The following is a 26,307-nucleotide window of genomic DNA, read 5'->3' on the forward strand; positions in this document are numbered from 1 at the left end:
AATAGGGTTAGTAACAATAAAAGTTAAGGTATCATCCACAATTAGAGAATAAGAATTATTTTTTACTCTAAATTATATTAGTATATTTATACTAATAGCAGCCTCAAGCCGCTAATCTGTAGTATCTGCAAAGGATTAGATGCTAATGAATATTGATCAAGCAAAAGAAAAATTTAACTCACTATATACAGAATTAACACAAAGCTGCATAAAAATTGAGACTGAACAGGATGCACGGTTCCAAGTTATTGACCGCATTTTGACAGAAGTTTTGGGATGGCAGAGAGAAGAAATTCTTACAGAGCCTTATACAGACAGTGGCTATATTGATTACCTAATAACGTCTAGAGGACGCAGCAGGCTTGTAGTAGAGGCGAAGCGAACATCAAAGCTACTGATTGATACTCGTCAACCACGTATGGCTTGGTACAAAGTTGGTGGTTCTGCGCTTGAGTCAGCAGCAGATGGATTAAATCAAGCAAAACGCTATTGTACTGACAAAGCTGTGTTGTTTTGTGCTTTGACAACAGGTTTTGAGTGGATTGGCTTCTGGGCCCTTCGTACTGACGGTACGCCTCCAAGTGAGGGTAAAGCAATTGTATTCCCTAACCTTGAATCTATTCAACAGAATTTTGCTACCTTCTATGACGTGTTCTCACGAGAGGGAATCTTAGAAGATTTATACAAAACGTACATATATGAGGCGGAAGGATTAAAAATTAGTCATAATGAATCTCTTTATTCAGTACTTGAGAATTCTGATAGATATTTACTTACAAAGTCTGCATTATTCAAAGATATTGAGAATGTCTACCACAGCTTTTTCACTAGTATGTCAGGGGAAGACGATCCTGATATGCTTGCCAAGTGTTTTGTGGAATCAAAAGAAAGTAAAGAAGCCGATGAAAATTTACAAAAAATAACACGAAATTTATTGAATAGGATTGATATTGTTAATTCGGCGAAGGGTATTGAGCTACAAAATCAAATCCGTAATGCTGTAGAATTACAGAAAGGAGAATTTGTTTTAATAATAGGTAATAAAGGAGCTGGCAAAACTACATTTATAGATAGATTTTTTCGTCTAATATTAGACAAAAATCTTAGAGAACATTGTTTATTAATTAGGGTTGATTTAGCTAATTCAAATGGGGAACAAGCTACTATTACTAGTTGACTAACAGAGCAACTAAAAATTGAGTTAGAGAATGGCTTATTTAAAGGTGAATATCCATTATATAGCGAACTTCAAGGAGTATTTTTTCAAGAATATAAAAGATGGAAATGTGGAGAGCGTAAGCCTTTGTATGAAAGGAACAAAAATGAATTTAAGGAAAAATTTGGAGAATATATAGCAGATTTTACAGAAAAGCATCCAAATGATTATGTAATGAAATTGATTAAGAATGCTACAAAAGCAAGAGGATTAATGCCATGTATAGTTTTTGATAACACTGATCATTTCCCACAGATATTCCAAGAAGCAGTGTTTCAATATGCACAATCTATATATAGAAAAGTTTTTTCATTTATTATTTGTCCAATAACAGATCGAACGATTTGGCAGTTGTCAAAGTCAGGTCCACTACAGTCATATGAAAATCAAGCTTTTTATCTTCCTGTACCATCTACAAAAGACGTTTTAGCTAAACGGATAGAATTTATAAAAGAAAAAGCAATAGAAGATTCAGAAGTGAGCAAAAAATATTTTACTAAAAAAGGTATTCGCTTATCAATTCCTAACATTAGTGCTTTTGCTTTTGCTGTAGAAGATATATTTATTAATGAAGATTATATAGGACGCGTAGTAGGGTGGCTCTCTAATCATGATATCAGAAGAAGTTTACAAATTGCTCGAAGAATTATCACTTCACCTATCACTGATATCTCTTTACTTGTAAATGCTTATGTAATTGGTAAAAAGTCTCAAATCAGTCATTGGCAAATAAAAAAAGCACTATTAGTTGGAGATTATAATCACTTTTATCAAAAAGATAGCAATTTTATTTTAAACCTTTTTGAAGTTCAACCTAGTAATATTACAAGCCCACTACTGAGGTTATCTATACTACGCTTATTATCTGACACCTATTCTGAGAACTCAGATGCAGAAAAGAATTATCTGTATATTGATGATATTCTAAATTATTTTGAGCCTGTGACAATCAACAGGATTCTAGTTAAGGAACACTTAAAGGCTCTTCTGGATTATCGCCTCATTGAAACCTATGACCCAACTGATGGAAATATTTACGAATTACAAAGAGTTAAAATTACTCCTTGCGGACGTATACATTACGAATTTGCTGTTGAAGAAAAAGAAGGAATTTATATAGGTCAAATGGCTTTAAATACGCCTATCGCTAGTCAAAGTTATCTTGTGCGTGTGCGTGATTTTCTTAAAAAGAAAAGAACTCGACAAGATTGGGTAGTTATTATTAAATTATTTGTTGAATATTGCTTGCAACAAGATAGTCTATATATTTCTTTACCTCAAAAACAAATTTATGATAGCCAAAGAAAATTACGAGAACGCATCAGTCAACGTTGGACTTAAGTAAAAATTCATTATCAGGATGCTAAATAACCAAACCTCACCCTATGCTTTCCCCACCATCCCCCACCAACTTCGATAAAATCACTATGGTGCTAGTTAACCCTCCCTAAATCTGATCAAAAGCGCCCAACCTTCCCTTCAATGTCCAGAACTACTCACACCAGCAGGTAATTGGAATTGTGCTAAAGCTGCTGTGGAAAGTGGGGCAGATGCGATTTACTTCGCTTTAGATCGGTTTAACGCAAGAATGCGGGTACAAAATTTTACTGAGTCGGATATCTTTAAAATATTAGTTAAGGTGAAAATATATATTGGACATAAGTAAAAATATTTTTTAGTGTGATGATCAGCCAGTCATCCACTTCAAACATATGGTTGAGAATTGGCAAGCCAACAATCTGTACTTTTACAGTTATGCATAATATTTCCATACCCAATAATTGGAATACTGCCCTTTACCAAGATAAACACGCCTTTGTCTGGCAGTATGGCGAGGACTTACTAAACTTCCTCAACCCTCAGCCAGGAGAATCCATTTTGGATCTTGGCTGTGCTACTGGACAACTCACAGAAAAAATTGCCCAAGCTAGGGCTGAAGTAATGGGAGTTGATCATGCAGCCACGATGATCGAGAAGGCAAGACAAAACTATCCCCATATCCGCTTTGATGTTGCTGATGCTAGGAACTTTCAAGTAGACAAGCCATTGGATGCTGTATTTTCCAACGCTGTATTACATTGGGTGAAAGAAGCAGATAGTGCGATCGCTTCCATACACCAAGCCCTAAAACCCGGAGGCCGTTTTGTGGCAGAATTTGGTGGTAAGGGGAATATACAGGCGATCGTCACAGCTTTGGAAAGCGCCTTAGAACCATTTAATATTTCTGCACAAACCCTAAATCCTTGGTATTACCCTAGTATTGGTGAGTACGCCAGCCTACTGCAACAGCAAGGCTTTGATGTCATTCATGCCATGCTTTTTGCTCGTCCAACTCCTTTAGCAGACAAAGAAGCAGGTATGGCAAACTGGATTCAGATGTTCGCTAGTGCTTTTTTAACATTGCTCCCTGCTGACCAACAAACACAAGTAATTCGCGCCGTAGAAGAATATCTCAAGCCGACGCTGTATCAACAAGGAACTTGGACAGCAGATTATCGAAGAATTCGCATCTTTGCTATTAAACTTTAAATTGTGCGAATTTTGACTTGTGCCTTAATTACGAATTACGAATTAGTATCAGTTATGCATATACCTAAATTGTGCGATCGCCCTACAGCCCTTTGGGCATCCTCCGGCAGGCGTTGGCGCAGCCATCGCCAGATATCGTTTTCATTACTACTAACCATTAGCCTCACTACTTTACTAATCCCGCCCTCACTAGCGCAAACCCCCCCAATACCGTCGCCTTCTAGTGCGCCTCTAGAACTAGATTTATTAACCAAGCCAAAAGACTATGTGATCACAGCTAACACCATAAACCCAGGACGATTGACCGTTCCCAGTTTATGGTGGGCACAACAAAACTCTGAGAAAAAGCTATTGGACAATTGGATAGCATATCCAGCTTCTGAAAAAGAACCTGCACGGGTAGACTTGATCGTGAATCAGCAAATTTGGAGCTTACTAGAGTATATAGAGCGTTACGACTTTGTAAATCGCTTGGGTAGCGCTGCACGCAACTTTGGTTACAATGTCCGGGTATTTAATTATCAAAAAGAACCCTTGGCAACCTACACTTGCAACTTTAGTACAAGTCCAGCTTTATGCAGTATCCAAACGACTATTAAGAACAAGGTAGGGTTACAGCGTTCATTCTAGTAAATAGTTAGGAATTGGAGGAGATGAGGAAGATGGAAAAATTTCAATGCCCCATGCCCCATGCCCAATACCCAATACCCAATGCCCAATTAAATTTTAATTTTGGCGAATAAAGACTCGTATTGTTTTATTGCTGATGGGGGTAAGGGAAGCAAAAATTCACTTTTATCGAAAACTTTGCGATCGCTCTGTAACAGGCTCCATAATGGTTCTTGGATATCGTCAGCTGCAATATTTGTAGAAATTGGTGAATTACTTTTGGTCAGCACCGAAATTTGTTTAGCTGTGCTTGGTTGCCAACAAAAATCAATCCATTGATCTGATAAAGTAGCATTAGTAATACCAGCGGGACGTACCCACAAGTCTGCCCAGATTGCTGTTCCTGACTGGGGGATAATTGCGGCAAGTTGCGGATAACGTCCCAGAACTGGCAGTACATCGCTTGACCAACCAACCGCTAGCCAAGTGTCTCCCATAATTAGAGGTTCCAAGTAGTTATCGGAACTGTAGAACTTCACCTGTTGATTTAATATCTGTAATTCCTTTTCCAAGTCTGGTACTTGGTCAAGATTTTCTGTATTGTAAGATTTTCCTAACTTCTTTAAGACCAGACCAATAACTTCTCGTGGTTGATTAAGTAGGGAAATGCGCTGCTGGATTCCATCTCGCCACAAATCACTCCAATCTTTGGGCGTCCATCCCAATTTTTGCAAGCTGTCACGGTTATAAACAATCACTGTACTACCCCATCGATAAGGCGCACCCCAAACCTTCCCTTGAGTATCCAAGTTCCCTTGGTCGTTACGCGTTACCAGTTTCTTCCACGTTTGATCTAAAGCAGACCACTGCTTTAATTGGTTTCCCTGTACTTCTTGGAGTGGTTGAATCAGTTTCTGCTCAATAGCTGCTTTTAGCCAGTAATCTCCCAATGTCACTAGGTCTACATCAGCCGTTTTTTGATCTTGCCTAAAGGGTATAAAACGTTTCCATGCCTGCTCATCAGTGGCTTTTGGTTTCTGCTGCCAATTTTGTAATTGCCGAAATAAATCCTGTATCTGCTCGACTGGAGCAAACTTTAACTGTACCTGTTGCTGCAAACCTTTATGGAACTGATTCACCACCTGACCAGGTATAGAACCTTTTAATAACTGTACTTTTAGTTGCGTTTGCTTGTTTCCACCACAGCCAAAAAGCAGTTGTGAAAGTGCCAGTGTACTTGTACCTAGCAAAAAAGACCGTCGATCCATTGATTTTGGATTTGAGATTTTTGATTATACCTAATATTAAGCAGAGATTCACCAGAGGCTGACTAGCTGAAAAAGTGGAGTTGGAAAATTATCGGTATTTTTCCTTGATAATATGGATAAATCTGAGTATTTGACTCAAATTAGCGAGTTTTTCGGCAAATAACTGCCTAAGCATTAATTTTTCCCAATGAATTTCCTTAGTGCTACTTATAGTAAATCTTTGCTTATATTTAGAAGTAATGATTTAAATGTCACATTTTCCCCAAAAATTATCAATACTTAAATAATTCATAAGTATTGTTAAGGTTGTGAGTAAATTGAATAACATATAGAAAATGTACGGATAAAGGTATTAAATGGAGCTATTACAGCAGCAGATCCTGACTTTAAGCAAAAAACTGGATGCCCTGTGCCAAGTAATTGAGCAGCTTGATGGTAAAGTCACTCAAGCTTTCTCAGAGTGTTCTTTAGCGAATACACAAGCAAAGGATAATTATCAGGAAAATGACGTGGCTGGAGCTTACCAGTTCAAAGGACGTATCAGCTTAAATCCAGAAATGGAACACAAGGATGTATTGACAGATGGCATTTATCTAGACATGCATCGTCAATGTGGAGATAACATAACACCAGAAATTCAAATACAACGACTGACAGCACAATTAACAGCAGCATACAATCGCATTGCTGCTTTAGAAGAACAATTACTCAGAGAGAGAATTCATTAAATTTAACCTAAGTTTAACGAATTAAAAAAATCGCCGGAGGTAGGAAACACAAGCCTTTAGGTTCAATGTCGAGTGATGGCTTTGTGGGCATATATTAAGTATAAGCAACTAATCCAGCTATCAAATTGATAAAAAAGTTAAACACGCTATTACATATATCTACGTAATAGTGTGATATATCTATTTGTAGACTTTTAGTGCATTCCTCACTATGAAACAAAAAAAATAACCCTAAGACTAGTGTAGTTAGGATACTTTATACTTCAAAAACCAAGCTTTTCTGATTAATCAGTGTTTTTGGTATCTTGTTATCAAATTGGTTGATGACTTTTGACTTTTGACTTTTGACTTTTGACTTCCCCGTTCGCGTAGCGTTTCCAAGAGTTGGGGCTGACAATCCTGAAAGCTTTTAATTTTAGCTACAGCTGATATTTTATGCTAATACCAAGTCGTCTAGGGATACGTCACGTCGCTTCTCTAACGAGACGCTGCGCGTAGCTTGCTTCTCCGTAGGAGTACGCTCCGAATTCAAAATTCACGCATTAATGATCCCCATAAATAAATTCAGAGACTTGTAATAAGGACTTCGTATTTCTCTCTACGAGACGCCAAGGGCGAACGCGCTGTTCAATCGAAATACATTTTTTTGCTTCTCCATAAATAAATTTAGGGGCTTGTATCATGAGTCGTTTTCGGTCAAGAAGGCGACTTGGTATTACTTAAATAGGACTTACGCAGACTCTACCATTCTTCTTTGAGAGACGCTTTGCGTTCACGTAGTGTCTCGTAGAGAAGGCGCTCAACTCTTGGAGACGCTGCGCGTTGGCAAAGCCTCTCCAAGAGTTGGCGGTAGCCTGCGGCAAGCCACTACGTGTCTACGATAAATTAAGCTTTTTGACGATTTTTGCGTAAGTCCTATTTAAGTAAAAGTAGGATAATTCATATTTGAACGTAATCTAGATTGGAAATGCACCATGAACTTCACAGATAAATGCCTTTATGGGGCTTCTTCTGGGAAGCTACTGCTTGCTTTCGCTTTGTCCACCAGCCAAAACCAAGAGCAACCAATGAGCCACCTACTGTATAGGGTTCGGGAACAGGACATGGTATGACACTAAAGCTGCCATAATCTGCATCGGCTTGAAAACTCTGAATAACCTTCATTGAAACTACTGTAGAATACGTTAACGTTCCCATTTCCGTCTTCCCCGCTTCCGGAAACCAGGTAAGCAAAACCGTTCTGGGTTAACAGCGGCGGACTCGCATTCAACAGATTATCATTGATTCCGTATGTACCCGGTGAGAGTAGCCCGATGATTCTCTCGGTAATTCCTTTGACTGTCCTTGTCCCAGTTATTCCTGTAATTGTGTAATTGTTTTTTACGGGATCTAGATCGGTGGTGGTAAGGGTGCCGATAGTGGAAATCGCTGTACCATTTGCTTCATAACTGGGAAAAGAGTACTGAAAATCAAATAGCTGTACAGCTTGTGCTGCAGAAGATGCACCGACACCAGTGATACCTTATAACAGCACTAGCGGTAGCAATACCAAGCTTTTTGACTAATTTCATCAGATAATTCTCCTGAAAAACAACAAGGTAAACAAAGTTGCATAGTTTAAATTGCTAGAAAGACGCTCTTACCCACAGACATACAGAGAAGTCAGGAGCTTCTGGCTTCCTGAAATCAAAAGTTCGGCAGACACACAGATGCAATTTGAATGACGATTAGCTTATTAACTGTTGATTTGGCTAAGTACAGCTTTGCATAAAATGGTAGCGTTTTTAAACGCACAGAGAAGTATGATCCCAGGAAACCTCCACTTATAACTTTGGTGGGGGCGCAAAGTCCTGCCAAATTTAATTCGCTACGAATTAATCAAATGCTGTACTTAGCCGTTCAAGTTGGGCTTCAATCGCTGCCAAAAGTTGGCTTTGCTGCCAATCTTGGCTAAGATGGGCGGCTATACAAGCGGCTCCAGCACCCATACCTTCTTTCACAAAGCCCTGCTCATAAGCTCTCAGTTGGGGATAACGAGAATCAGCAAAGCTCAGATGAGTTGCTAATAGAGGAGGGGTTCCTCCACTCTGAGTTAAGCTGCCTTTTCCTAAGTTGAGGGCTAAGTCAACCGTAGCCCCAGTAGGGTCTTCTGCCACCCAGCGGGTTGTGCCTACAACTACTGCTTCTGGTCGCCATGATAAAGTATAAGCTTGAGCGATCGCACTTATCAGCGCATAAACCGCCAGCATTTGCGTCCCACCAGCAAGCATTACACCACAACTACGACTAGCAGCGATCGCCATCCCAGCTACCACCACCTGCATGGGATCACCCACAGCGGCGACGAGTTTTAGAGGATCTACAGAATTTTGGACTTCGGCTTCTCTACCAGACGCTGCGCGTAGCTTGCTTCCCCGCAGGGGTACGCTCAGTCGAACGATTTTAGATTTTGGATTTTGAATTGAAGATTGGAAGTTTATCTCCCCCTGCCCCCTGCTCCTCATCATCTTCTCCAGCCCAGTTTGCACTAGTGCCCACTTTTGCGCGTGGTTACAAACAGGGTGGCTACTGTTAACTTTTCCGGCAGCTTCTACACCCAAACCAGTTAAAATTGCCAGGGCAGTTGTAGTGCCTCCAACGACGCACTCACCGACAATCAGATACCCCTGTTTGATATTGGTAGCAAGACGTTCTCCCCAAAGTAGCCCTTGTTCAAACAAATGGTGTACCGTTGTGATTTCCATAGCAGCACCTCCACTTAAACATCTAGCAGGAGCGCCACCCAAATCAATTACTGGCACAGCAGGAGGCTGGGGTAAACCAGCATTAAACAAATGAACTGGTATCTTTAGTGACTCAAAGACAGCGCGAGAAATCAATACAGGTGAAGCCCCGGCCGCTAATGGTGGTAGGGGATATTGCGGCTTATGTTCTGGGCCGTAATACAAAAACTCGGCATCGGCACAAGCAGTATATTTTCGATCTTCTGGAGTGCGACCAGCCGCTGAAATCCCTGGAATTAAACCAGTTTCAGTAAATCCTAAAACACAGGCAAATACGGGTAGACAACCACGATACCGTCGTAGCCATTCTTCACCCTGTTCTTCTTGAGTATAAATACTAATCATTTAAAAAGTTAGGAGTTGTGAGTTAGGAGTTTAACTCATAACTCCTAACTCACAACTGGTCACTATCCTTCGTAATCCATGAGGACTTGCACCCAGCGTGGTGGACGGGGAATGGGGTTGCCCAGGCGGTCAAAAAGAAACGATGCTGCCAGGTGTACCACAAAAAGGTAGATAAAGTTGTTGAGTACAATTAGAGCGATCGCTCCCACTTGAATCAAAAATACACTGGGACTCGCCAACAAACTTAGCTTCAAAAATACCCACTCAATGAATTCAGTCACCTGGGTAATCACATAAATCCACAGGTCTTCACCTGACAAAACAGACAGCAACCACAGCCTAAAAAAGACTCCCAAAGTACCCAATAGTGTACCCAAGGTGATAGAAACAATCCAGGGAACACGACGATACCACGTCGCCCCCAAAAGCACGCCCATGAACCCGTAGGGCATGACAAACAGCAAACTGCGAGCTGGTCCCATCAGCACCGTCAGCAGTAACCCGGAGGTGAGTGCTGCCATCCATGCCGCCCGCTTGCCCCAACGCAGATAAACTAGAGCGATCGGCACCGGAAAAAATATCCGTAAAACTGGGCCCAAGGGAAAATAGAAATTAATAAACCAAATCAAGCTAGCGGTACTGGCTAAAAATGCCGTTTCCACCATCCTCAAGGGCGCATCAGCCTTGAGTTGAGGAGGCGTTAATTGCTGTTCTTTGTCTAACCAATGATTGCGGGGAGTTGGAGATTCAGGGGATGGATCTTCCTGCGGCTCATCTGGCAGAGAATCTAAAATACTCATATCTGGTACTTTACACGATCATTCTTTCCAAGGCTGACAAATCGGGAATACAAATATTGTCTTGATCCCGTTTAATCAACCCTTTTTTTTCTAGCCTTGTCAATACTCGTGTGACAGTTTCCCGCGCCAGTCCGCTCAAACTACTCAATTCCCGATGAGGTAAATTGGGGATTTCAGTTCCTGTTTGCCCTTTTTTTCCCTGTCCTTCTGCCAAAAATAGCAACGTATCTGCCACTCGTGACTGGCTATCAGATTCCCGCAACCGCAATCGGCGATTTACTTGCCGCAAACGTCGTGCCATTAGTTGCGCTAATCGAACTCCCGCCAAAGGTTCTATCTGAAGTAACTTGATAAAATCCTGAGCAGGCATACTGCCAATTACCGTCGGGGCCAAGGTAATCACATCTGTTGATCGAGGTACTTCATCTAGCGCCGCCATTTCACCAAACAATTCCCCTTTGCCAAGAATATTCAGCGTTACCTCTTTTCCTTCCAGATTGTAGGTGCGAATTTTTACCCATCCATCCATAATAAAATACACAGAACCACCCCAGTCATTTTCCAGGAGAATCACCTGATTGGCTGGGTGAGTGCGGGTGACAAGATGGATGAGGGCTGATTCCACAGCAGTTTTTGGCAACCCTTGAAAAAAGGGAGCCGATGTGATCATCCAGGGATGAGCCTGTGCTTGCAAGCTATATCGGTCTTCCATTACGACATCTTTATTCAAGCTGCTATGTACACACAACAAACAAGAGCGCCATTTTATAGCCTAAGCTATCATTGCACAGCCCCCTTTCAAAGGGAAAACTAACTATGCTACATAAGAAAGCGACAAGAACGTTTTTATAAATAATCTTTACCTATAAGTTTAAATGGGGTAAAAGTTTTGCAAAAAGTAGTTTATAGCCGGCGGTTGTATTGCTTAGGGGCTAGCTGCACTGCAAACTTGATTAGTTAAGAATATAGGCAAACAACATTAATGATACTAAAGGGAGTAAATTATTGCTCAGGTATTTTAGCGATTTTCAAAAATAGGCAACCAATGACCTGCAAAACTAAGCTTCTTAAACAAATGCTGACTGAAGATTGCCACGACTCCCAGTAATCCATAACATAATGACAGTCACAAATCCAAGCAGCGGCTTTTGCCACTCAAAACTTCTCCTATGGTCGATGCTGCGCGTAGCAAGATCCCCACAGGAGTAGGGGTACGGTGATTGGAAAGGAATTGTTACATTAGTTAACATACGTTTTTAGGTAAGGTGATAAAAGTGACTTCCAGTGCAGATGAAATTCAAAAGCTGATCGCAGACATTGACAACTTACTTGCCAGCGGTGGTAAGCGCCTGTCTAGATTTCTGCCTGGTCAGATGCAAGAGCCTAAAGAAGTTTTAGAGCGAATTCGCAACTTCTTGGTGAGGCTACAAGAAAAAGAAGCATTAGAGAGCGGCATCCCAAATCAGTCTTCTGAAGAACCGCGTTCGCCCTTGGCGTTGGCGGAGCCATCGCCTTTATTAACAAAATTTACTGCTCATGATTATTACCAGTATCCACTACCGCCGCTCGAACTCAGTCAGGAAGAGAGTACTGTTGGGGCAGGACAATTAAAAAGTGAATTTTCGAGCTTGATACAGCCATTGCGATCGGAATTAGAATTGCTCTTGCAAGAGCGAGCCACTCTCATCCAGGAAATTCGCCAGCTAGAACAAAAGCGTTTGCAAAACTACTCTCTAGCGCAGCAGTTGACAAACCAGGAGCAAATAATTACCGAGTTTTTACAGGTACTCATGAGTCGCCTTGTACCAACTTTAACGCCAGTAGTGGCACAGACGGGGGAAAATTCCACCAGTTCTTCAGGAGGAATTAATCACGCAACCTCTGGAACTCAACCTTTATTAGAATCACCAGACCGCGTGCAGCAGTTAACCCAGCTAGCCAGAGAGTTGGATCAACGTTTATTATCGCTAGATGGGACGGTGAATGTAGTCTTTGAGGCACTACAGCGCAATATTAATACTTATGACGAGTCCCTGTCGCAAGCACTGGCAAGAATGCATAGCAAGGGAATGCAAGGCGAACAGTTGATGGCCAGCTTTCTCAACAATTTGACCCAGCATTTGCAGCAACAATCCCCTAGTTCCCAGCCATCTTTCCTTGGGGGAGAATCTGAGACACCACCATCATTGGCTAACCCAGCCGAGATCAGTACTGAAGTTGCGCCCCAACCCTTGGAGCTGATCCAGCCAGAAACTTCATCTTCACCCACAATTAATTCTAAGCAACAGGATACTACCCTCACAGAGGATTTAGATGCAGTGCTGTTGCAGCTTGGCTTAGACTCGTCTCAATCTTCTGAAACCCCGACCGAATTACGGCAAGATATTTCTGCATTAATTGGTGATGAAGTAGACCAGCTTTACGCCAGTTTGTTTGGTACTGGTGATGTTAATAATCCAAGTCTTGAGGTTGTCACAAATGACTTATTTGCTTCCCTAGCCTCCCCATCAACGTTGAACATCGCTGAGAGTCCACCTGTGCCTGCAACCGTGGATTCTGCGGTTGTGACACCAGATATGGATTTGTTGGATCTGAGCAACACTCACCCACAAATAACTCAACAGACTCCAGTAGAAACCACAGATTCATCAGAACCACAGTCAGAACTATTTTTTGAAGAGGATACTGACCAAGACTCGCCTCTTAGCAACTCTGTGCCACAAACAGACAGTTCCTTGTTGCAACTCGACACTCAGCCAGCTAGTGTTGATACAATTAATACCCTAACTGAGCTATTGGCTGATGCAGGTAGTGATCAGCAACTGCCGGAAGTATCATCTTCTATGGATAATGCCACAGCTACAGCACCAGTTACTCCAGAAGTAGCAGAAATTCCGTTGGCAAAGCCTACAGAAGGTATCGCCACATCGGAAGTATTAAATAACGATGAGCAGCCAGAACCGTTTTTAGATAACTACATTGCTGCTTCACCCCAAGAAAACTTACTTTCTTTAGAGTCAAACCAGGCTCAAATCTTACCTGATATTTCCTTAGATGAAGAGCAGTTGCAACAATTAGATCGGGATTTGGCTAATTTTGATCAGCAGCTAAATTCTGAGTCGGAGCCAGCTATAAACTTGGATATTTTCTCCGAACTAATTGGTAAAACTCAAGACCCAATCCCCACAACTTCCCCTGAACCGCAAACAGAAAATATCCAAACAGCAGAAAACACCTCAACTGTTGCTTTCTCCAGTTTGGCAGTTCCCCAGGTAGAAACTGAAAAAAAAAAGGAAGTCACAACTCCTGTTCAAGACAGTTCTTTACCTTCAATTTCCGACTCGATCACCAATCCAGAAGTTTCGCTTAATGTTCTAGAATCAGTTTGGTATTTAGGAATTGATTTAGGTACAACAGGAATTTCTGCCGCATTATTAAATCGCTCGACTTTTGTTGTACATCCTATCTACTGGTCAGCAGAAAATCCGCCGGGAACAAGTTCCTTTCAGCAATCATTTCGTTTACCAACAGAGGTTTATCTGCCTACAGCTTCTGTACCCCACGGTGAAAATGAAAGGATCGAAACACATGAGCAGATAGCACCTGCGGCTGTTGCCCAAGATAAAGTGCCTGACCACTCAGCTACCACTCCTGCAACACCTAGATCGACAGCAGATCCGACGAAAAATAATCTCTACTCGGCGCAGTTGAAGCCCTATTTACAAGTAGCCATTCCCTACAAGAGTGAACGGCAAAAATGGGAACCTGTTTTGCAATTAAATGAATTTTCGGCAGGGCCTTTGATTTGGGTTGTGCGATCGCTCTCTAAGCTACTATTAACCCTCAAATCCGATCAGACTAGTACCACCCCTAGTTTAATGGCTGCTGCTGTTGGGATCAGCGAACAAAATTTTCCGCAGATTATCAATAATATTGCTGGTGTGATTTGCACGTGTCCATCTAGTTGGTCGGAACAATACCGCTTCAACGTGCGAGAAGCTTTGCTCACCAGCAAACTCATCCAACATCCGCAGCAAGTCTTTTTTGTGGAAGAAGCGATCGCTAGTCTACTCCCGGAACTCGATGCTGCTAACGGTGAGCAAATAAAATTAAGCCAAGTTCAGGGTTCTCATCCGGCAAAAACCAGCGAAGATCCTCTTGTGGGCAACACCCTGGTGATTAACATTGGGACAACTGCCACAGAAATGTTACTGGTAGATATACCAGTAACATTGCTGCAATTGACATACAATGATTTCATGCTCCACAGTTTTGCCTATGCTGGCAAGGGAATTGAACAAGATATTATCTGCCAGCTGCTATTGCCACCGAAATCTCGGCAATCACGCTCCCAAACACAAAGCGATCGCAAAACTATTACTAGTAATTCTTGGCAATGGCAACCGTCAATTCCTGGTTTAGACCAAATGCGTTGGCAGAGTTTAGGGTTGGAAGAATTAGAACTACCTAGAGTCGGAGAACCAGATATTACCGCTCGGATTCGCCTCCAGCAGCGTCTAGAAAGTTCCCTGCTGGGACAGGCGGTATTAGATGCGGCACTTGCCCTAAAGTTGATTTTGCAACACCAAGACTCTTTTACTCTGGAATTGGCCGATCATCTTTGGATTTTGCAGCGACGAGACTTAGAAAGCCAGGTATTTATCCCGTTTGTGCGCCGCTTGAACCGAGAACTCAATAAGTTATTGGTAGCTCGTGGCATTCCTACAGAAGCAATTAATCAAGCGATCTTGACTGGTGGAGTGGCTTGTGTCGGGACGGTGAACCGCTGGTTACGGCAAAAACTCCCCAACGCTAAGATTATTCAAGATTTATATCTCGGCGAAAACGGCGCTCCCAATTGTAGTCGGGTTGCTTATGGATTGGCGATGCTGCCTCTGCATCCCCAAATATTAGATATACCCAGGCAACAATACACTGATTATTTCCTATTTACAGAATTGCTGCGGCTGCTACCAGATCGACCCTTATCTTTTGGTGAAGTTATCCAGTTATTTGAGGGTCGTGGGATCAATACTCGCACTTGTCAGCAACGGCTGCTGGCTTTTTTGGAAGGTGAACTGCCTTCGGGTTTGATACCTTCAGTTACAGACTCAACTTGGCTGACTCAGGGTTCACAAGAAAATCCTGACTATCAGGCGATCGCCACAGCCCCACTTTTTGAAAAACAAGGGAGTCTCACTTATCGTCCCAATTCCCAACAACTGTTGTCTTTGCGTCGCTACTTAGATGCAATTAAGGCTAGTAATCAGCAATCATTGGAGGAACCATATACGGTGAATTTCGCCTTAGAGGTTGATCATTGAGACTAGTAGATCACAGTGTAAATAGAGATACTACTCAAAATTCAAAATGCTTACCTCACAAGCATTTTGAATTTTGAATTCTACAAAGCGGTACTATTACTTCAGCACAACCTACTCTCTAAAAAATTTCCCAGCTACAATACGTAATTTTCTGAGGAAAACTACTGTTTACTTAGAATTTACTGGTTATGAATCGTAGCAGTATTCTTTACGGAAAAATACTGGAAATTTATAATTCATTATCTTAATTGAAAGATTCTGTAAATTTGGAGTTTTCGGTTTTTCTTTTGTTTGATTTTTGTGTATGTTAACACTCAGTAGAAATGGTCAAAGCATTAAAAATCGCATCAAAAAAATTATGTCCATGTCTACACTACTGATGCAAAAGTCCTGTTGTAGATAAGCTAGCCCTTGTGAATGATCTTTATCTTTATTCAGTTAATTGCTCACAACAGCCCTTACATCCCTCAACTGTAAGTGTGGCTAAACGATTAATTGACATTATCGGAGCCATTGTAGGGCTGATGATTACATTTTTAATAGCAATTCCCGTAGCAATTGCTACCGTTATTCATCAACCAAGTCCAATATTTTATTCCCAAATGCGCTGTGGTTTGAACGGAAAAACTTTCCGAATATGGAAATTCCGTTCTATGATCGTCGATGCCGATAAATTCAAGCATTTGGTCGAAAACCAAGCCAAAGGTCACATCTTTAAATCTGTTGATGATCCTCGGATTACTCCTGTAGGTAAATTTTTGCGGGGTACTAGCTTGGACGAATTCCCCCAATTTTGGAATGTTCTAGTAGGGGACATGAGTTTAGTTGGTACTCGTCCACCGACTCCTGATGAAGTCACGCATTACGATCCACATCACTGGGATAGATTGCGAGTCAAACCAGGTATTACCGGAGAATGGCAGGCTAATGGTCGTTCGAGCATCAAAGACTTTGAAACCATTGTCAAGATGGATATAGATTATCAACAGAAGTGGTCTGTAACTTACGACTTGAGTTTGATTGTTAAAACTATCTGGGTAGTCTTAAAAAAGACTGGTGCTTATTAATTTGTTGCTACTCACATCTGTTTAACCCTTGACCCCGCTACCAGTTTCCGTAGGTACAATGTAACGTTGTAAAAACAAAAATAGTAATAATACTGGGGCGATCGCAATCACTGAACCAGCAGCTACTAACCGCCAGTCAAGGGAAAATGTACCTACTAGCTTTGCGACTCCCAAGGGAAGAGTGTATAAATTTTCGTCTTGGATGACAATTAAAGGCCACAAAAAGTCACTCCAAGCACCAATAAATACAAAAATAGCTAAAGTTACCAGTGCTGGACGAATTGCTGGTAACATCACATGCCACCACAATCCTAACTCGGAACTGCCATCCATTCGAGCGGCTTCTTCTATTTCTTTGGGGACACTCATGAAAGCTTGGCGCAACAGAAAAATGCCAAAGGCAGAAGCTAAACTAGGAAAGATCATCCCTAAATAAGTATTTATCAAACCCAACTGGACTGTCAAAATATAGAGGGGAATCATCACGATTTGGAAGGGAATCATAATCGTGGAGACGATCGCCACAAAAATCCAATCTCGCCCGACAAACGACAATCTTGCCAACGGGTACGCAGCTAAAGCGCAAAACAGCAGATTTAAGCCCACAGTCAGCACTGACACCAAAGTACTGTTATACAGGTATTGTCCAAAAGGTAGAGAGTTCCACACACTAAAAAAGTTATTTAGTGTTGGTGAGGTAGGCAACAACTGTGGCGGCGACTGAAAAATATTTTCCGTAGGCGATTTTAAGGATGTACTAATTAGCCATAGTAAAGGAAAGAGCATCACCAGTGCGATCGCTCCCAATAGCGCATACATTAGCAGAATCTGCGATCGTGATTTATTCCAGTTGAGCATTTGATTAATAACTTTCCGAGTTTTGTAAATATTTATTACAACCTTCTTTACTAAAATTCCCTGTCCTTACTTTCATCCACATAATAGCTGGAAATGGCAGGACAGTAGACGGGAGTGTTGATTATATTGACATCAATACAGTCACTTTAACTTTTTCTGAACCAACGACAGGGACGGTATTCTTTAAACTAACTGAGGCGGATACAATTTGGCACAGTGCGAATAAAACAACAGCCTTTGCCAGTCGGGACTTTGGCTCAATTGTCATGAGCATACGCAAGTGGAAATTACGGCGCAAAGCAAAAAAAACGGTACTTAAAAAACTGGAGATTAGTTAAAGCGAGTTTCAAATAGATACACTCTGGTAAATTAAAGACCCAATGACTTTTTACGTACAGAGCTGTTTTATTGTCTAAAACACTTATGCTGCTTAGGATGCGACAAACATTATGTATGCAAGTTAAGTGTATTTACTGAATTACTAAATCTTTGTTTGAAAGCTGGCTATACTCAGTATAGCGGTTTAGCCAATACAGTTAATGATCATATTAATCATGTTCGTTTTATTTTTCAATATCGTCATCAACTTACGGATATTGAATATCAAAGATTAAGTAACCTCAAACTCCTTTATAAAATATTAGATAAATATTATACTGCTCTATCTTCTGTTTGTTATTTGTCTGATTACTATCAGCCAAAGTACCCTTTGGAATCTATAGCTAAAAATTTAGACGAAAATAATAATTTTAAATTTATTGTATCTAATTATTGTGAGTATGAGAAAAATATTACCTTATGGAGACAATTTTTCCTAAAGATTAATATTGTTAAACCTGATGGGTTAGAAATTATTACAAAGTTTATTCTCCCTCTGATTGATAATCATCAAATTAATGAGATTAATACTATACAAATTACCAGATTTATGTTTAGTGTGCTTTATAACCAAACAATAAGCACTGCAATCAAACATAAACTTAGTAGTTTTTTATTGCTGACTAATGATGGTTTAAAACAAGTTGCTGATTGTAATTTGCCAGACTTTTATATCAATGTTTCTGAATCATTAAATTTTCTTCAAGAATTTAAACTACCTAATCTTGTTAGCAATGATTATTGTACTAGTAGTGAATCACCAGAAAAATGGAGACAATTTTTACTGAATATAGGTGTTAAGGAAATTAATGGGCTTGAATTAATCAAGAAAAAAATTGCTTTACTACAAAATAATAAGGAGTTAATTAACTCTAATAATGTTATTAAAATTATTAGAGAAATATTTAATTATCATCGTGATCTAAGCCAGGAGGATTTTGAAAAATTATCTGAATTACCAACTTTAGTCAAAAATGGTCAACTTGTACCAGCTATTGATTCCAAAATTCGGATTAGTTCGCACAATACACAAAACGTTTCTTCTTTCTTCAAGTTTTTATTTACCCAATATCCATCAATTCCTTGTATAGATAAACGATGTCGTAAACCTTCTGAGATTTACTCATATTCTCTCAGAAATGATTTAATTAATTTGGATTTACCGATATCAGCAATAGAATTTCCGATTACAAGTACAATTGAGTCTTTTTTAGGAATTAAGATAAAACTAGATGTAAGAGCATATCTGCAAATAATAGACAATATAAATACCAATTTTTCACAAGAAAGACATAATCAAAAATTATTATCTATTTATGAAAAATTATCTAAAGTTTTACAGAGAGGAAATTCTGAAGATAAAAGTTTGATCAATCAATGGAGTAAAACTGGTAAATTTCTTGGTTGTGATGATCAATTACATCCTATTAATGAATTGTATTATCTAGATTCATCACTTGGGTTACCTTATAAACGGAATCCTCGACTGGTTAAATTTCCAGAAAATTTGAGTAATTATAGTGCTTTTGAATATTTATTGTCTATTCTTAATGTTAAAAAAATTCCAAATGCTCCGGGTTATTACGATGTAAATAAACCTTGTGAAATTTTACCGCAATTAATACGTGATAGAGTTTACTATATTAGTGTTTACTTAGTGAACTCTACTGTTCTAGAATTAGTTGATGATCAAAGCCAAAAAATTCTTAGTGCTTTAGATAAACTTACTATTAGTAATCCTAGAAAACTTTACTATTCTGTCAAAGATATAGACTATGAAGAACCATTTTACAACTTTTATGGGAGCAATGGAATTTTTTATGTTGGTCGGTGGAATAGCAGAAAAAATGCCAAAGTTGGGGAATACCTCATCAAAGCATTGGGATTAGATGAGAAAAAAATTAGTAGTGAAAAATTATTAGATTTCTTAGATGATCCTCTAGATGAAATAGTTAGTTATCTCAGAGAAGGCGGTTTTGATATTCCTGATCCATCTCCCGACATACCAAAAGATTTGAATATTAATAACGCTCCTTCTATAGAAAGTGAAGAAACAAAAATAACTAGTATTATTTCAATTGAGGAACCAGGTAAAGGATACGAACCAGAACAATGGGGTAAATTTGGAGAAAACAAGGCTGAATTATTTTACCAAAATCTTGGTTATACTGTTTACAAACAGCCAGATGGAACTGGTTATGATTATCAGTGTGTCAAAACAACAAGTGAATTATTTGTAGAAGTCAAAACAATTAATCCTAATTATAATGGTGTGATTCGGATTACACCAAATGAATGGGACAAAATGTGTAAACTTGACAATCAAGACAAATATGAATTACTAATAGTTCTCCATGTTGGCGAATTAGTTACGAAAATGATTCGGATTAAATCTGCATGGAAAACATTACAAGATATCTTCTCAAAACTTAGTCAGCAATCTCGTACTTCTTGTGGATATGATAGTAATCAAATAGAAGTATTGATTGGTCTACAAAGTAATTCCAATAATTCAGGTAATGACATAATATTTAATTGGAAAAGATTAGCTCAGAATGCAACTTATTTAAGTTCAAATATACAAGAAATTTAAGCGTTGGATAATTGTGGGATGATTTATCTCACGCAGAGACGCGGAGAGGATAAGGAGTTTGAGATTTCAATACATCAAAATCTATCCCCTGATTCCAGCAATGCCGAAATTGATTTTTGACTTTTTAATTCAAGAGGAATGTAAATACTCACGCTACTTGCTATTTATTGGTAAAAATATTTAATGTATATCTAGCTCTAGTTTTAATAATATTTAATTGGTCAATTTGTGCTAATAATCTGTCTAAAGTTTCAGTTTCTTTATTTGACAAATAATTTTCCGAATTTTTAATTAATAATTCCTATAATTGGATCTGAGCTTTGGAAGATAAAGAACTTTCTGCTAAAGCTTGCAACTCATCTAGATTTAAACCAATCAATAATTCAGAATCTACATACAAGTTGGTTAGCTGTTGGTAAGTTTCTAAATCTAACAGTACTCCAACTTTTTCTCCCTGTGCGTTAGTGACATACTGAACTGAGTCAGACATGGCTTTCCTTGAGAGTTTGATTAATTTTATCGTAACCTCTGATCAAAAATCTAAAACATTTGATGATGTGTCTTGATCATCCTGAATCCTTCAGCCTTTTTGAGTCAATCCGGTTTCTGTAGAAACAGCTTGTAGTGGTTTATCCCAAGGTTCAATAGGTATTTGGGACAAATAGGCAAAATCAAAGACAATTCCGATAGTCGGCTTTGTCTGCCACTGCGGTAAACTGAGCAAGCGATCGTAATATCCGCCGCCATAACCCAAACGATATCCTTGATAGTCGCAAGCTACACTGGGGACGAGAATCAAATCCACTTCAGCCGGATCTAATATTGGAGCATCGGGGTGCGGTTCAGGAATGCCATAAGCGCCGCTTTGGAGAGAATCTTCAGGTGCCCAAGTATGCCAACATAGGGATTTATCAATGCAGCGAGGAAATCCCCAACGGTATTTGCTGTCTGTAAATAGTGGACTGAGATCAGGTTCCTGGCGAAAGCTGAAATAAGCGAGGATTGTTTTTGCTTGGCTGAACAAAGTAGAGTTTTGTAAATGAGAGCAAATGCGATCGCTTTTTTCTCTCCACTCTTCGACGGACATTGATTGACGTGTTTTGAGTAGAGTGCGGCGTAGTTCTGCTTTATTTAGTTGATGATTAACTTTGTCCATGAAAATTTATAGCGTCAAACAAATAAGCTGGGCATCGCCCAGCTTATACCACCCTACATTTACCAGTACATCGTTATGCAGCGTGTTGACGATACCATTCAATCGTATTCTTTAACCCTTCTTCAAAGCCCACCTGAGCCGTGAAATTAAAGGCAAGCTTTGCCCGTTCAGTATCTAAACGGCGGCGGGGTTGACCATTCGGATTGTCAGTTTGCCAGACAATTTCACCCTTAAACTCCATCAATTCACAGATTTGAGTTACTAAATTAAGGATGGAGATTTCATCACCTGTTCCTAAGTTAACTGGTTCCGATTCGTTATAAAATTCAGTCCCCATAACAATCCCCCGCGCTGCATCTTCTGAATACAGAAACTCGCGCGTGGGACTGCCATCACCCCAAACTGGGAGTTGCTTTTCTCCCTTAATTTGGGCTTCGTGAACTTTGCGAACTAATGCTGGAATGACGTGGGAACTTCCAGTGTCAAAGTTATCTTCTGGGCCATATAAATTCACTGGCAGTAGGTAAATCCCATTAAAACCGTACTGCTGGCGGTAAGATTGCAATTGGACTAAAAGTGCTTTTTTAGCAATTCCGTAGGGGGCGTTGGTTTCCTCTGGGTAGCCATTCCAAAGATCATCTTCTTTGAATGGCACTGGAGTGAATTTAGGATAGGCGCAGATTGTGCCAACACAAACAAATTTTTGTACTCCAGCTTGATAGGCAGCATGAATTAGCTGGGTTCCCATGATCAAGTTATCGTAGAACAACTCTGCGGGTTTTTCGCGGTTCAGACCGATGCCACCGACATGAGCTGCTAGGTGGATAATTATGTCTTGTTGGTCAACTGCACGTTGGCTATTTTCCCAGACACGCAGATCACAATCGCGCGATCGCACTATTGTAATCTTCTCACGATCAGCCCCTGCTTTACCTAGTTGATCTATCACCTGACGACCTAGAAACCCTGACCCACCAGTGACGAGAATGCGTTTATTTTTTAATTCTAAGGCGGTCATATTTTTATCCTCTGTGGTGTGAATCAGAAGTGCAAAGCGCCCAGTTGTTGACGAATAGTCGCAATATCATTTGGAAATTGCGAACCATTTCCATTGGGTGAAGTGTGACCCAATGCTTGTAAGTCTGCTTCTACCATTAGGGAAACTAGTTCTTCAAAGGTTATTGATGGTGTCCAGCCCAACTTCTGCCGTGCTTTGGTAGAATCGCCAATCAACAACTCAACCTCAGATGGACGCAGGTAACGCTCATCAAACTCTACATAATCTTGCCAATTGAGATTCACATAACTAAATGCCAGTTCCAAAAACTCCCGCACCGAGTGAGTTTCACCAGTAGAAATTACGTAATCCTCTGGTTGGTCTTTCTGCAACATCAACCACATTGCTTTGACGTAATCCTTGGCATAGCCCCAATCTCGCTTGGCATCTAGATTACCCATGTAAATTTTTTTCTGCTTACCAGCAACTATACCAGCCACTGCTCTAGTAATTTTACGGGTTACAAAGGTTTCACCCCGCCTTGGTGACTCGTGGTTAAAAAGTATGCCATTACAAGCAAACAAACCATAAGACTCACGATAATTTACAGTTTGCCAATGGGCGTAAACTTTTGCACAGGCATACGGACTGCGGGGATAAAAGGGCGTTGTCTCAGTTTGAGGTACTGCTTGTACTAAACCGTACATTTCAGAAGAACCCGCCTGGTAAAATCGCACCTGAATTCCGGTACGCTGTTGGTAGTCCCGAATTGCTTCTAACAGACGCAGTGTCCCCATTCCTACAGCATCTACTGTGTATTCTGGTGAATCAAAGCTGACTCTGACATGGGATTGAGCGCCCAGGTTGTAAATCTCTACTGGCTTGACGTCTTCTAAAATACGCCGCAACGTCGTACCATCTGTCAAGTCACCATAATGAAGAAACAACCGCACTCCGTCTTTGTGGGGGTCTTCGTAAATGTGATCGATGCGGTCTGTATTGAAGGTAGAAGTCCGGCGAATAATGCCATGAACCTCATAACCTTGTTCCAGCAAAAACTCGCTCAGATATGAACCATCTTGACCAGTAATACCAGTAATCAACGCTCGCTTCTGTTGCGTCATCCTCAATTATCCCCTATTGTCTTTGATTAAAAAGTTACAGTCAATCTTATACAACCTAGCAGCTAATTGCTGAATTGGCTAATGGGAAACATACGATTTCTTGTTGTTAGAAAACTTTTTCCATAAATAGATATACTTAATAAAAATTAATTTAACACGTTCTATCAACCTTAGATAAATGAAGATTGTTTAATTATATATATTTTTTCTTTTACCAGATAGATGAAGATTCTGTATTATATACGTTGTTTTTTGTCAAAACTTTATATATCTCTAGTTTTGTGAAGACTGAATAAAATAAATATTTTAAATTAAACTTTTGGCAAAATCCGAATAAGAGTAAAACGAGCCACAGATGCACACTCAGAGAAGTCTGAGTTAGGTAGAAAGGCATAAATATAGATAGATAAATAACTATATAAACAATAAACAAAGATGAATATTGGTTTAGTTTTACGGCAAGAATTGGTACTTAGGGGCATTAACTGTCCCACAGAATCGACCCTAAGTACTTATCTCAGTATGCCCCGTTATTTTTGGGCAGAATAACTACATCAACAGTTTTCAAGATAATCCATAAGTCAAGCCATAAATTCCTAAATTTGACATAATGCAGGTCTATTTGGACTCGCCGAGGATAGGGAATGTCATTACGCCCAGACACCTGCCACAAACCAGTAATTCCTGGACGGATTGTTAAAATCTGATCAATGTGACAACCGTATTTTGGCAGTTCTTCTGCTACCAAAGGTCGGGGACCGACTACACTCATGTCCCCTTTTAAAACGTTCCAGAACTGGGGAAATTCGTCTAAGCTAGTAATTCGCAAAAATCGACCAATTTTGGTAATCCTGGGGTCTTGTTTCAGCTTAAAACTGCTTTCAAATTCTTGTCGCAACTGGGGCGATGTTTCCATCATTTGCATGAGGATTTCGTCCGCATTGCTCACCATTGTTCGGAATTTAATACAATTAAACGCCTTGTAATTTTTCCCTACCCGTTCCTGGACATAAAAAATTGGACCTTCTGAGCTGAGAGCAATCAGCAAGGCCAAGATTAAGTAGACGGGGAAGAACAAAATTAACACCGACAGTGAAAACATTATATCGAACAGTCGTTTGGCAAACTCTCCGTTTAAACCCTGAAAAGAGAAACCTTTGGGTTTAACTTTTGGCGTCTTTGTTTTTTGACCGCGTTTTAAGAAAGTACGCGTAGACCCTCTAGTGTCTTGCCGTACGCCTCGCTTGCCGGAGAGGAGTGAGCTCTGGGCAGTCATCATACTCCTTAATAATCCACACCACACATAGTCCCAATATTAAAGCCAAAATGAGGTTCTTCTGGGGGGAAATTGCCAAAAGCCTAAAAAAATAAGACATTAACCAACAGCATCATTCCAAAAACGGTCTTTTTTCGTTGCACTTGTTTACAAAATTTAGATAACGCTCCGCAAAGATTTGCGGTGAGAACTGCGCGGCGTGCGATCGCATATACTCGGAACTGAACAAACCCTGATCCACTTCAAACTTTTCTACTGCCTCCACTAAAGCCGCCTCTGTTTGCGTCCTGAAGAATATACCTGTCCCTGTATCCACACAAGAGCGGATATCTCGCACTGTTTCTAGAGCACCTCCTGCACCGTAGGCAATCACTGGCGTGCCACAGGCCTGTGCTTCCACTAGGGCAATACCAAAATCTTCACAAGCTGCATACACAAACGCCTTAGCCCTAGACATATATTTTTTTACCACATTATCGGGTTGCCATCCTAGTATTTGGATATTGGAGTTTGCCATATCGCGAATCTTTTTCATTTCATCTCCTGTACCAATGACTACTAATGGTCGTTTGAGTTGATTAAAAGCCTTGACAATCAACGATACTTGCTTGTAACTCACTAATCGGGAAACTGTCAGGTAAAAGTCCTCTTTTTCAGACAGAAATGGAAATTCCGCAATATTCACTGGTGGGTAAATGACTGTTGCTTCTCGCCGATAGCAACGCCAAATCCGCCGAGCTGTATGTTGCGAGTTGGCAATGAAGTAATCAACTCGATTGGCACTTAATACATCCCACTGACGCAAACGATGTAATAAATATCGCGTCACCCACCCAGGTAAGCCACTACCCATTTTGCTGTGGTGCAGATAATCAAAGGTCAAGTCCCAGGCATAGCGCATAGGGCTATGACAGTAGCAAATATGCATCTGCTCGGGAGTAGTAAGGATTCCTTTGGCAACAGCGTGGGATGAAGACAAAATTATGTCATAATGCCGCAAATCAAGTTGTTCAATTGCCAAAGGCCACATTGGCAAGTATTTTTGTATACCGTTCCGGGCATAGGGAAAGTTCTGGAGAAACGTCTTACCAATCTGACGCTTATATAAATAACTTTCTCTATTGCTGGATTCAAAATCGATGAGGGCATACAAATCAGCATCAATGTGATTCAAAATTTCTCGGACAACGAGTTCTGAACCACCGGTGGCTTTGGGTGTCAGCCACTCATGAACCAGAGCATATTTCAAGGGCACA

Annotated in this window: 20 protein-coding genes; 8 read left to right on the plus strand and 12 right to left on the minus strand. The window is 40.3% G+C overall.

What is annotated here, in order from left to right:
- Positions 1-145: 145 nt before the first annotated feature.
- From V7K49_RS34140 to V7K49_RS34155, 4 genes are all read left to right on the plus strand, one after another.
- Positions 146-1,177, plus strand: coding sequence for a hypothetical protein (locus tag V7K49_RS34140; protein ID WP_335209647.1), 1,032 nt, complete (start codon positions 146-148; stop codon positions 1,175-1,177).
- A 126-nt stretch (positions 1,178-1,303) separates the two neighbouring features.
- Entirely contained in the window at positions 1,304-2,557 is a 1,254-nt protein-coding gene (locus V7K49_RS34145) for a hypothetical protein (protein ID WP_335209649.1), read from the plus strand.
- Positions 2,558-2,971: 414 nt separating this feature from the next.
- Entirely contained in the window at positions 2,972-3,745 is a 774-nt protein-coding gene (locus V7K49_RS34150) for a class I SAM-dependent methyltransferase (protein WP_335209650.1), read from the plus strand.
- A 54-nt stretch (positions 3,746-3,799) separates the two neighbouring features.
- Complete coding sequence (locus V7K49_RS34155; RefSeq protein WP_334864232.1) at positions 3,800-4,375, plus strand: hypothetical protein; 576 nt, start codon at positions 3,800-3,802, stop codon at positions 4,373-4,375.
- Positions 4,376-4,464: 89 nt separating this feature from the next.
- Here the strand turns inward: V7K49_RS34155 and V7K49_RS34160 are convergent, their stop codons facing one another.
- Positions 4,465-5,622 carry an extracellular solute-binding protein gene (locus V7K49_RS34160; RefSeq protein WP_335209651.1) on the minus strand — a complete coding sequence of 386 codons (1,158 nt, stop codon included), beginning with the start codon at positions 5,620-5,622 and terminating at the stop codon, positions 4,465-4,467.
- 356 nt (positions 5,623-5,978) lie between these two features.
- On the opposite strand from V7K49_RS34160, the gene V7K49_RS34165 reads away from it, so the two are divergent.
- A complete protein-coding gene (locus tag V7K49_RS34165) occupies positions 5,979-6,350 on the plus strand; it encodes a hypothetical protein (protein WP_334864236.1) in 372 nt (123 codons plus the stop codon).
- A 981-nt stretch (positions 6,351-7,331) separates the two neighbouring features.
- Here the strand turns inward: V7K49_RS34165 and V7K49_RS34170 are convergent.
- The 4 genes from V7K49_RS34170 to V7K49_RS34185 form a co-directional block, all read right to left on the minus strand.
- Positions 7,332-7,547, minus strand: a complete 216-nt coding sequence (locus V7K49_RS34170) for a PEP-CTERM sorting domain-containing protein (protein WP_335209652.1) — start codon at positions 7,545-7,547, stop codon at positions 7,332-7,334.
- A 677-nt stretch (positions 7,548-8,224) separates the two neighbouring features.
- Complete coding sequence (locus tag V7K49_RS34175) at positions 8,225-9,478, minus strand: nicotinate-nucleotide--dimethylbenzimidazole phosphoribosyltransferase (protein WP_335209653.1); 1,254 nt, start codon at positions 9,476-9,478, stop codon at positions 8,225-8,227.
- 62 nt (positions 9,479-9,540) lie between these two features.
- The gene (locus tag V7K49_RS34180) at positions 9,541-10,278 is read right to left on the minus strand and encodes a DUF2232 domain-containing protein (protein ID WP_298917301.1); all 738 of its coding nucleotides are present in this window, start codon (positions 10,276-10,278) and stop codon (positions 9,541-9,543) included.
- Between the two features lie 10 nt (positions 10,279-10,288).
- Positions 10,289-10,990 carry a Crp/Fnr family transcriptional regulator gene (locus V7K49_RS34185; protein WP_298917304.1) on the minus strand — a complete coding sequence of 234 codons (702 nt, stop codon included), beginning with the start codon at positions 10,988-10,990 and terminating at the stop codon, positions 10,289-10,291.
- Between the two features lie 562 nt (positions 10,991-11,552).
- Here V7K49_RS34185 and V7K49_RS34190 point away from each other — a divergent pair.
- Complete coding sequence (locus V7K49_RS34190) at positions 11,553-15,602, plus strand: hypothetical protein (protein ID WP_335209655.1); 4,050 nt, start codon at positions 11,553-11,555, stop codon at positions 15,600-15,602.
- A 413-nt stretch (positions 15,603-16,015) separates the two neighbouring features.
- The gene (locus tag V7K49_RS34195; protein ID WP_334864246.1) at positions 16,016-16,669 is read left to right on the plus strand and encodes a sugar transferase; all 654 of its coding nucleotides are present in this window, start codon (positions 16,016-16,018) and stop codon (positions 16,667-16,669) included.
- A 21-nt stretch (positions 16,670-16,690) separates the two neighbouring features.
- Here V7K49_RS34195 and V7K49_RS34200 read toward each other — a convergent pair whose 3' ends face one another.
- On the minus strand, positions 16,691-17,527 hold the full coding sequence (locus tag V7K49_RS34200; RefSeq protein ID WP_335209657.1) for a carbohydrate ABC transporter permease: 837 nt from the start codon (positions 17,525-17,527) through the stop codon (positions 16,691-16,693).
- Between the two features lie 493 nt (positions 17,528-18,020).
- Between V7K49_RS34200 and V7K49_RS34205 the strand changes: the two genes are divergently transcribed.
- Positions 18,021-20,498 carry a DUF3883 domain-containing protein gene (locus V7K49_RS34205; protein WP_335209659.1) on the plus strand — a complete coding sequence of 826 codons (2,478 nt, stop codon included), beginning with the start codon at positions 18,021-18,023 and terminating at the stop codon, positions 20,496-20,498.
- A gap of 301 nt (positions 20,499-20,799) precedes the next feature.
- On the opposite strand, the gene V7K49_RS34210 is transcribed toward V7K49_RS34205, so the two are convergent.
- The 6 genes from V7K49_RS34210 to V7K49_RS34235 form a co-directional block, all read right to left on the minus strand.
- The gene (locus V7K49_RS34210; protein WP_335209661.1) at positions 20,800-20,988 is read right to left on the minus strand and encodes a hypothetical protein; all 189 of its coding nucleotides are present in this window, start codon (positions 20,986-20,988) and stop codon (positions 20,800-20,802) included.
- 90 nt (positions 20,989-21,078) lie between these two features.
- On the minus strand, positions 21,079-21,654 hold the full coding sequence (locus tag V7K49_RS34215; protein WP_335209663.1) for a 5-formyltetrahydrofolate cyclo-ligase: 576 nt from the start codon (positions 21,652-21,654) through the stop codon (positions 21,079-21,081).
- Between the two features lie 73 nt (positions 21,655-21,727).
- Positions 21,728-22,672, minus strand: a complete 945-nt coding sequence (locus tag V7K49_RS34220; RefSeq protein ID WP_334864254.1) for a GDP-L-fucose synthase family protein — start codon at positions 22,670-22,672, stop codon at positions 21,728-21,730.
- Positions 22,673-22,695: 23 nt separating this feature from the next.
- Positions 22,696-23,775 (minus strand): GDP-mannose 4,6-dehydratase, encoded by a 1,080-nt coding sequence (gene gmd, locus V7K49_RS34225; protein ID WP_334864256.1) that lies wholly within the window; start codon positions 23,773-23,775, stop codon positions 22,696-22,698.
- 517 nt (positions 23,776-24,292) lie between these two features.
- Complete coding sequence (locus tag V7K49_RS34230) at positions 24,293-25,051, minus strand: sugar transferase (protein ID WP_298917371.1); 759 nt, start codon at positions 25,049-25,051, stop codon at positions 24,293-24,295.
- Between the two features lie 112 nt (positions 25,052-25,163).
- Entirely contained in the window at positions 25,164-26,306 is a 1,143-nt protein-coding gene (locus V7K49_RS34235; RefSeq protein ID WP_335209665.1) for a glycosyltransferase, read from the minus strand.
- Between the last annotated feature and the right edge of the window lies 1 nt (position 26,307).

The sequence above is a fragment of the Nostoc sp. genome (assembly GCF_036919675.1).
GTDB lineage: Bacteria > Cyanobacteriota > Cyanobacteriia > Cyanobacteriales > Nostocaceae > Nostoc.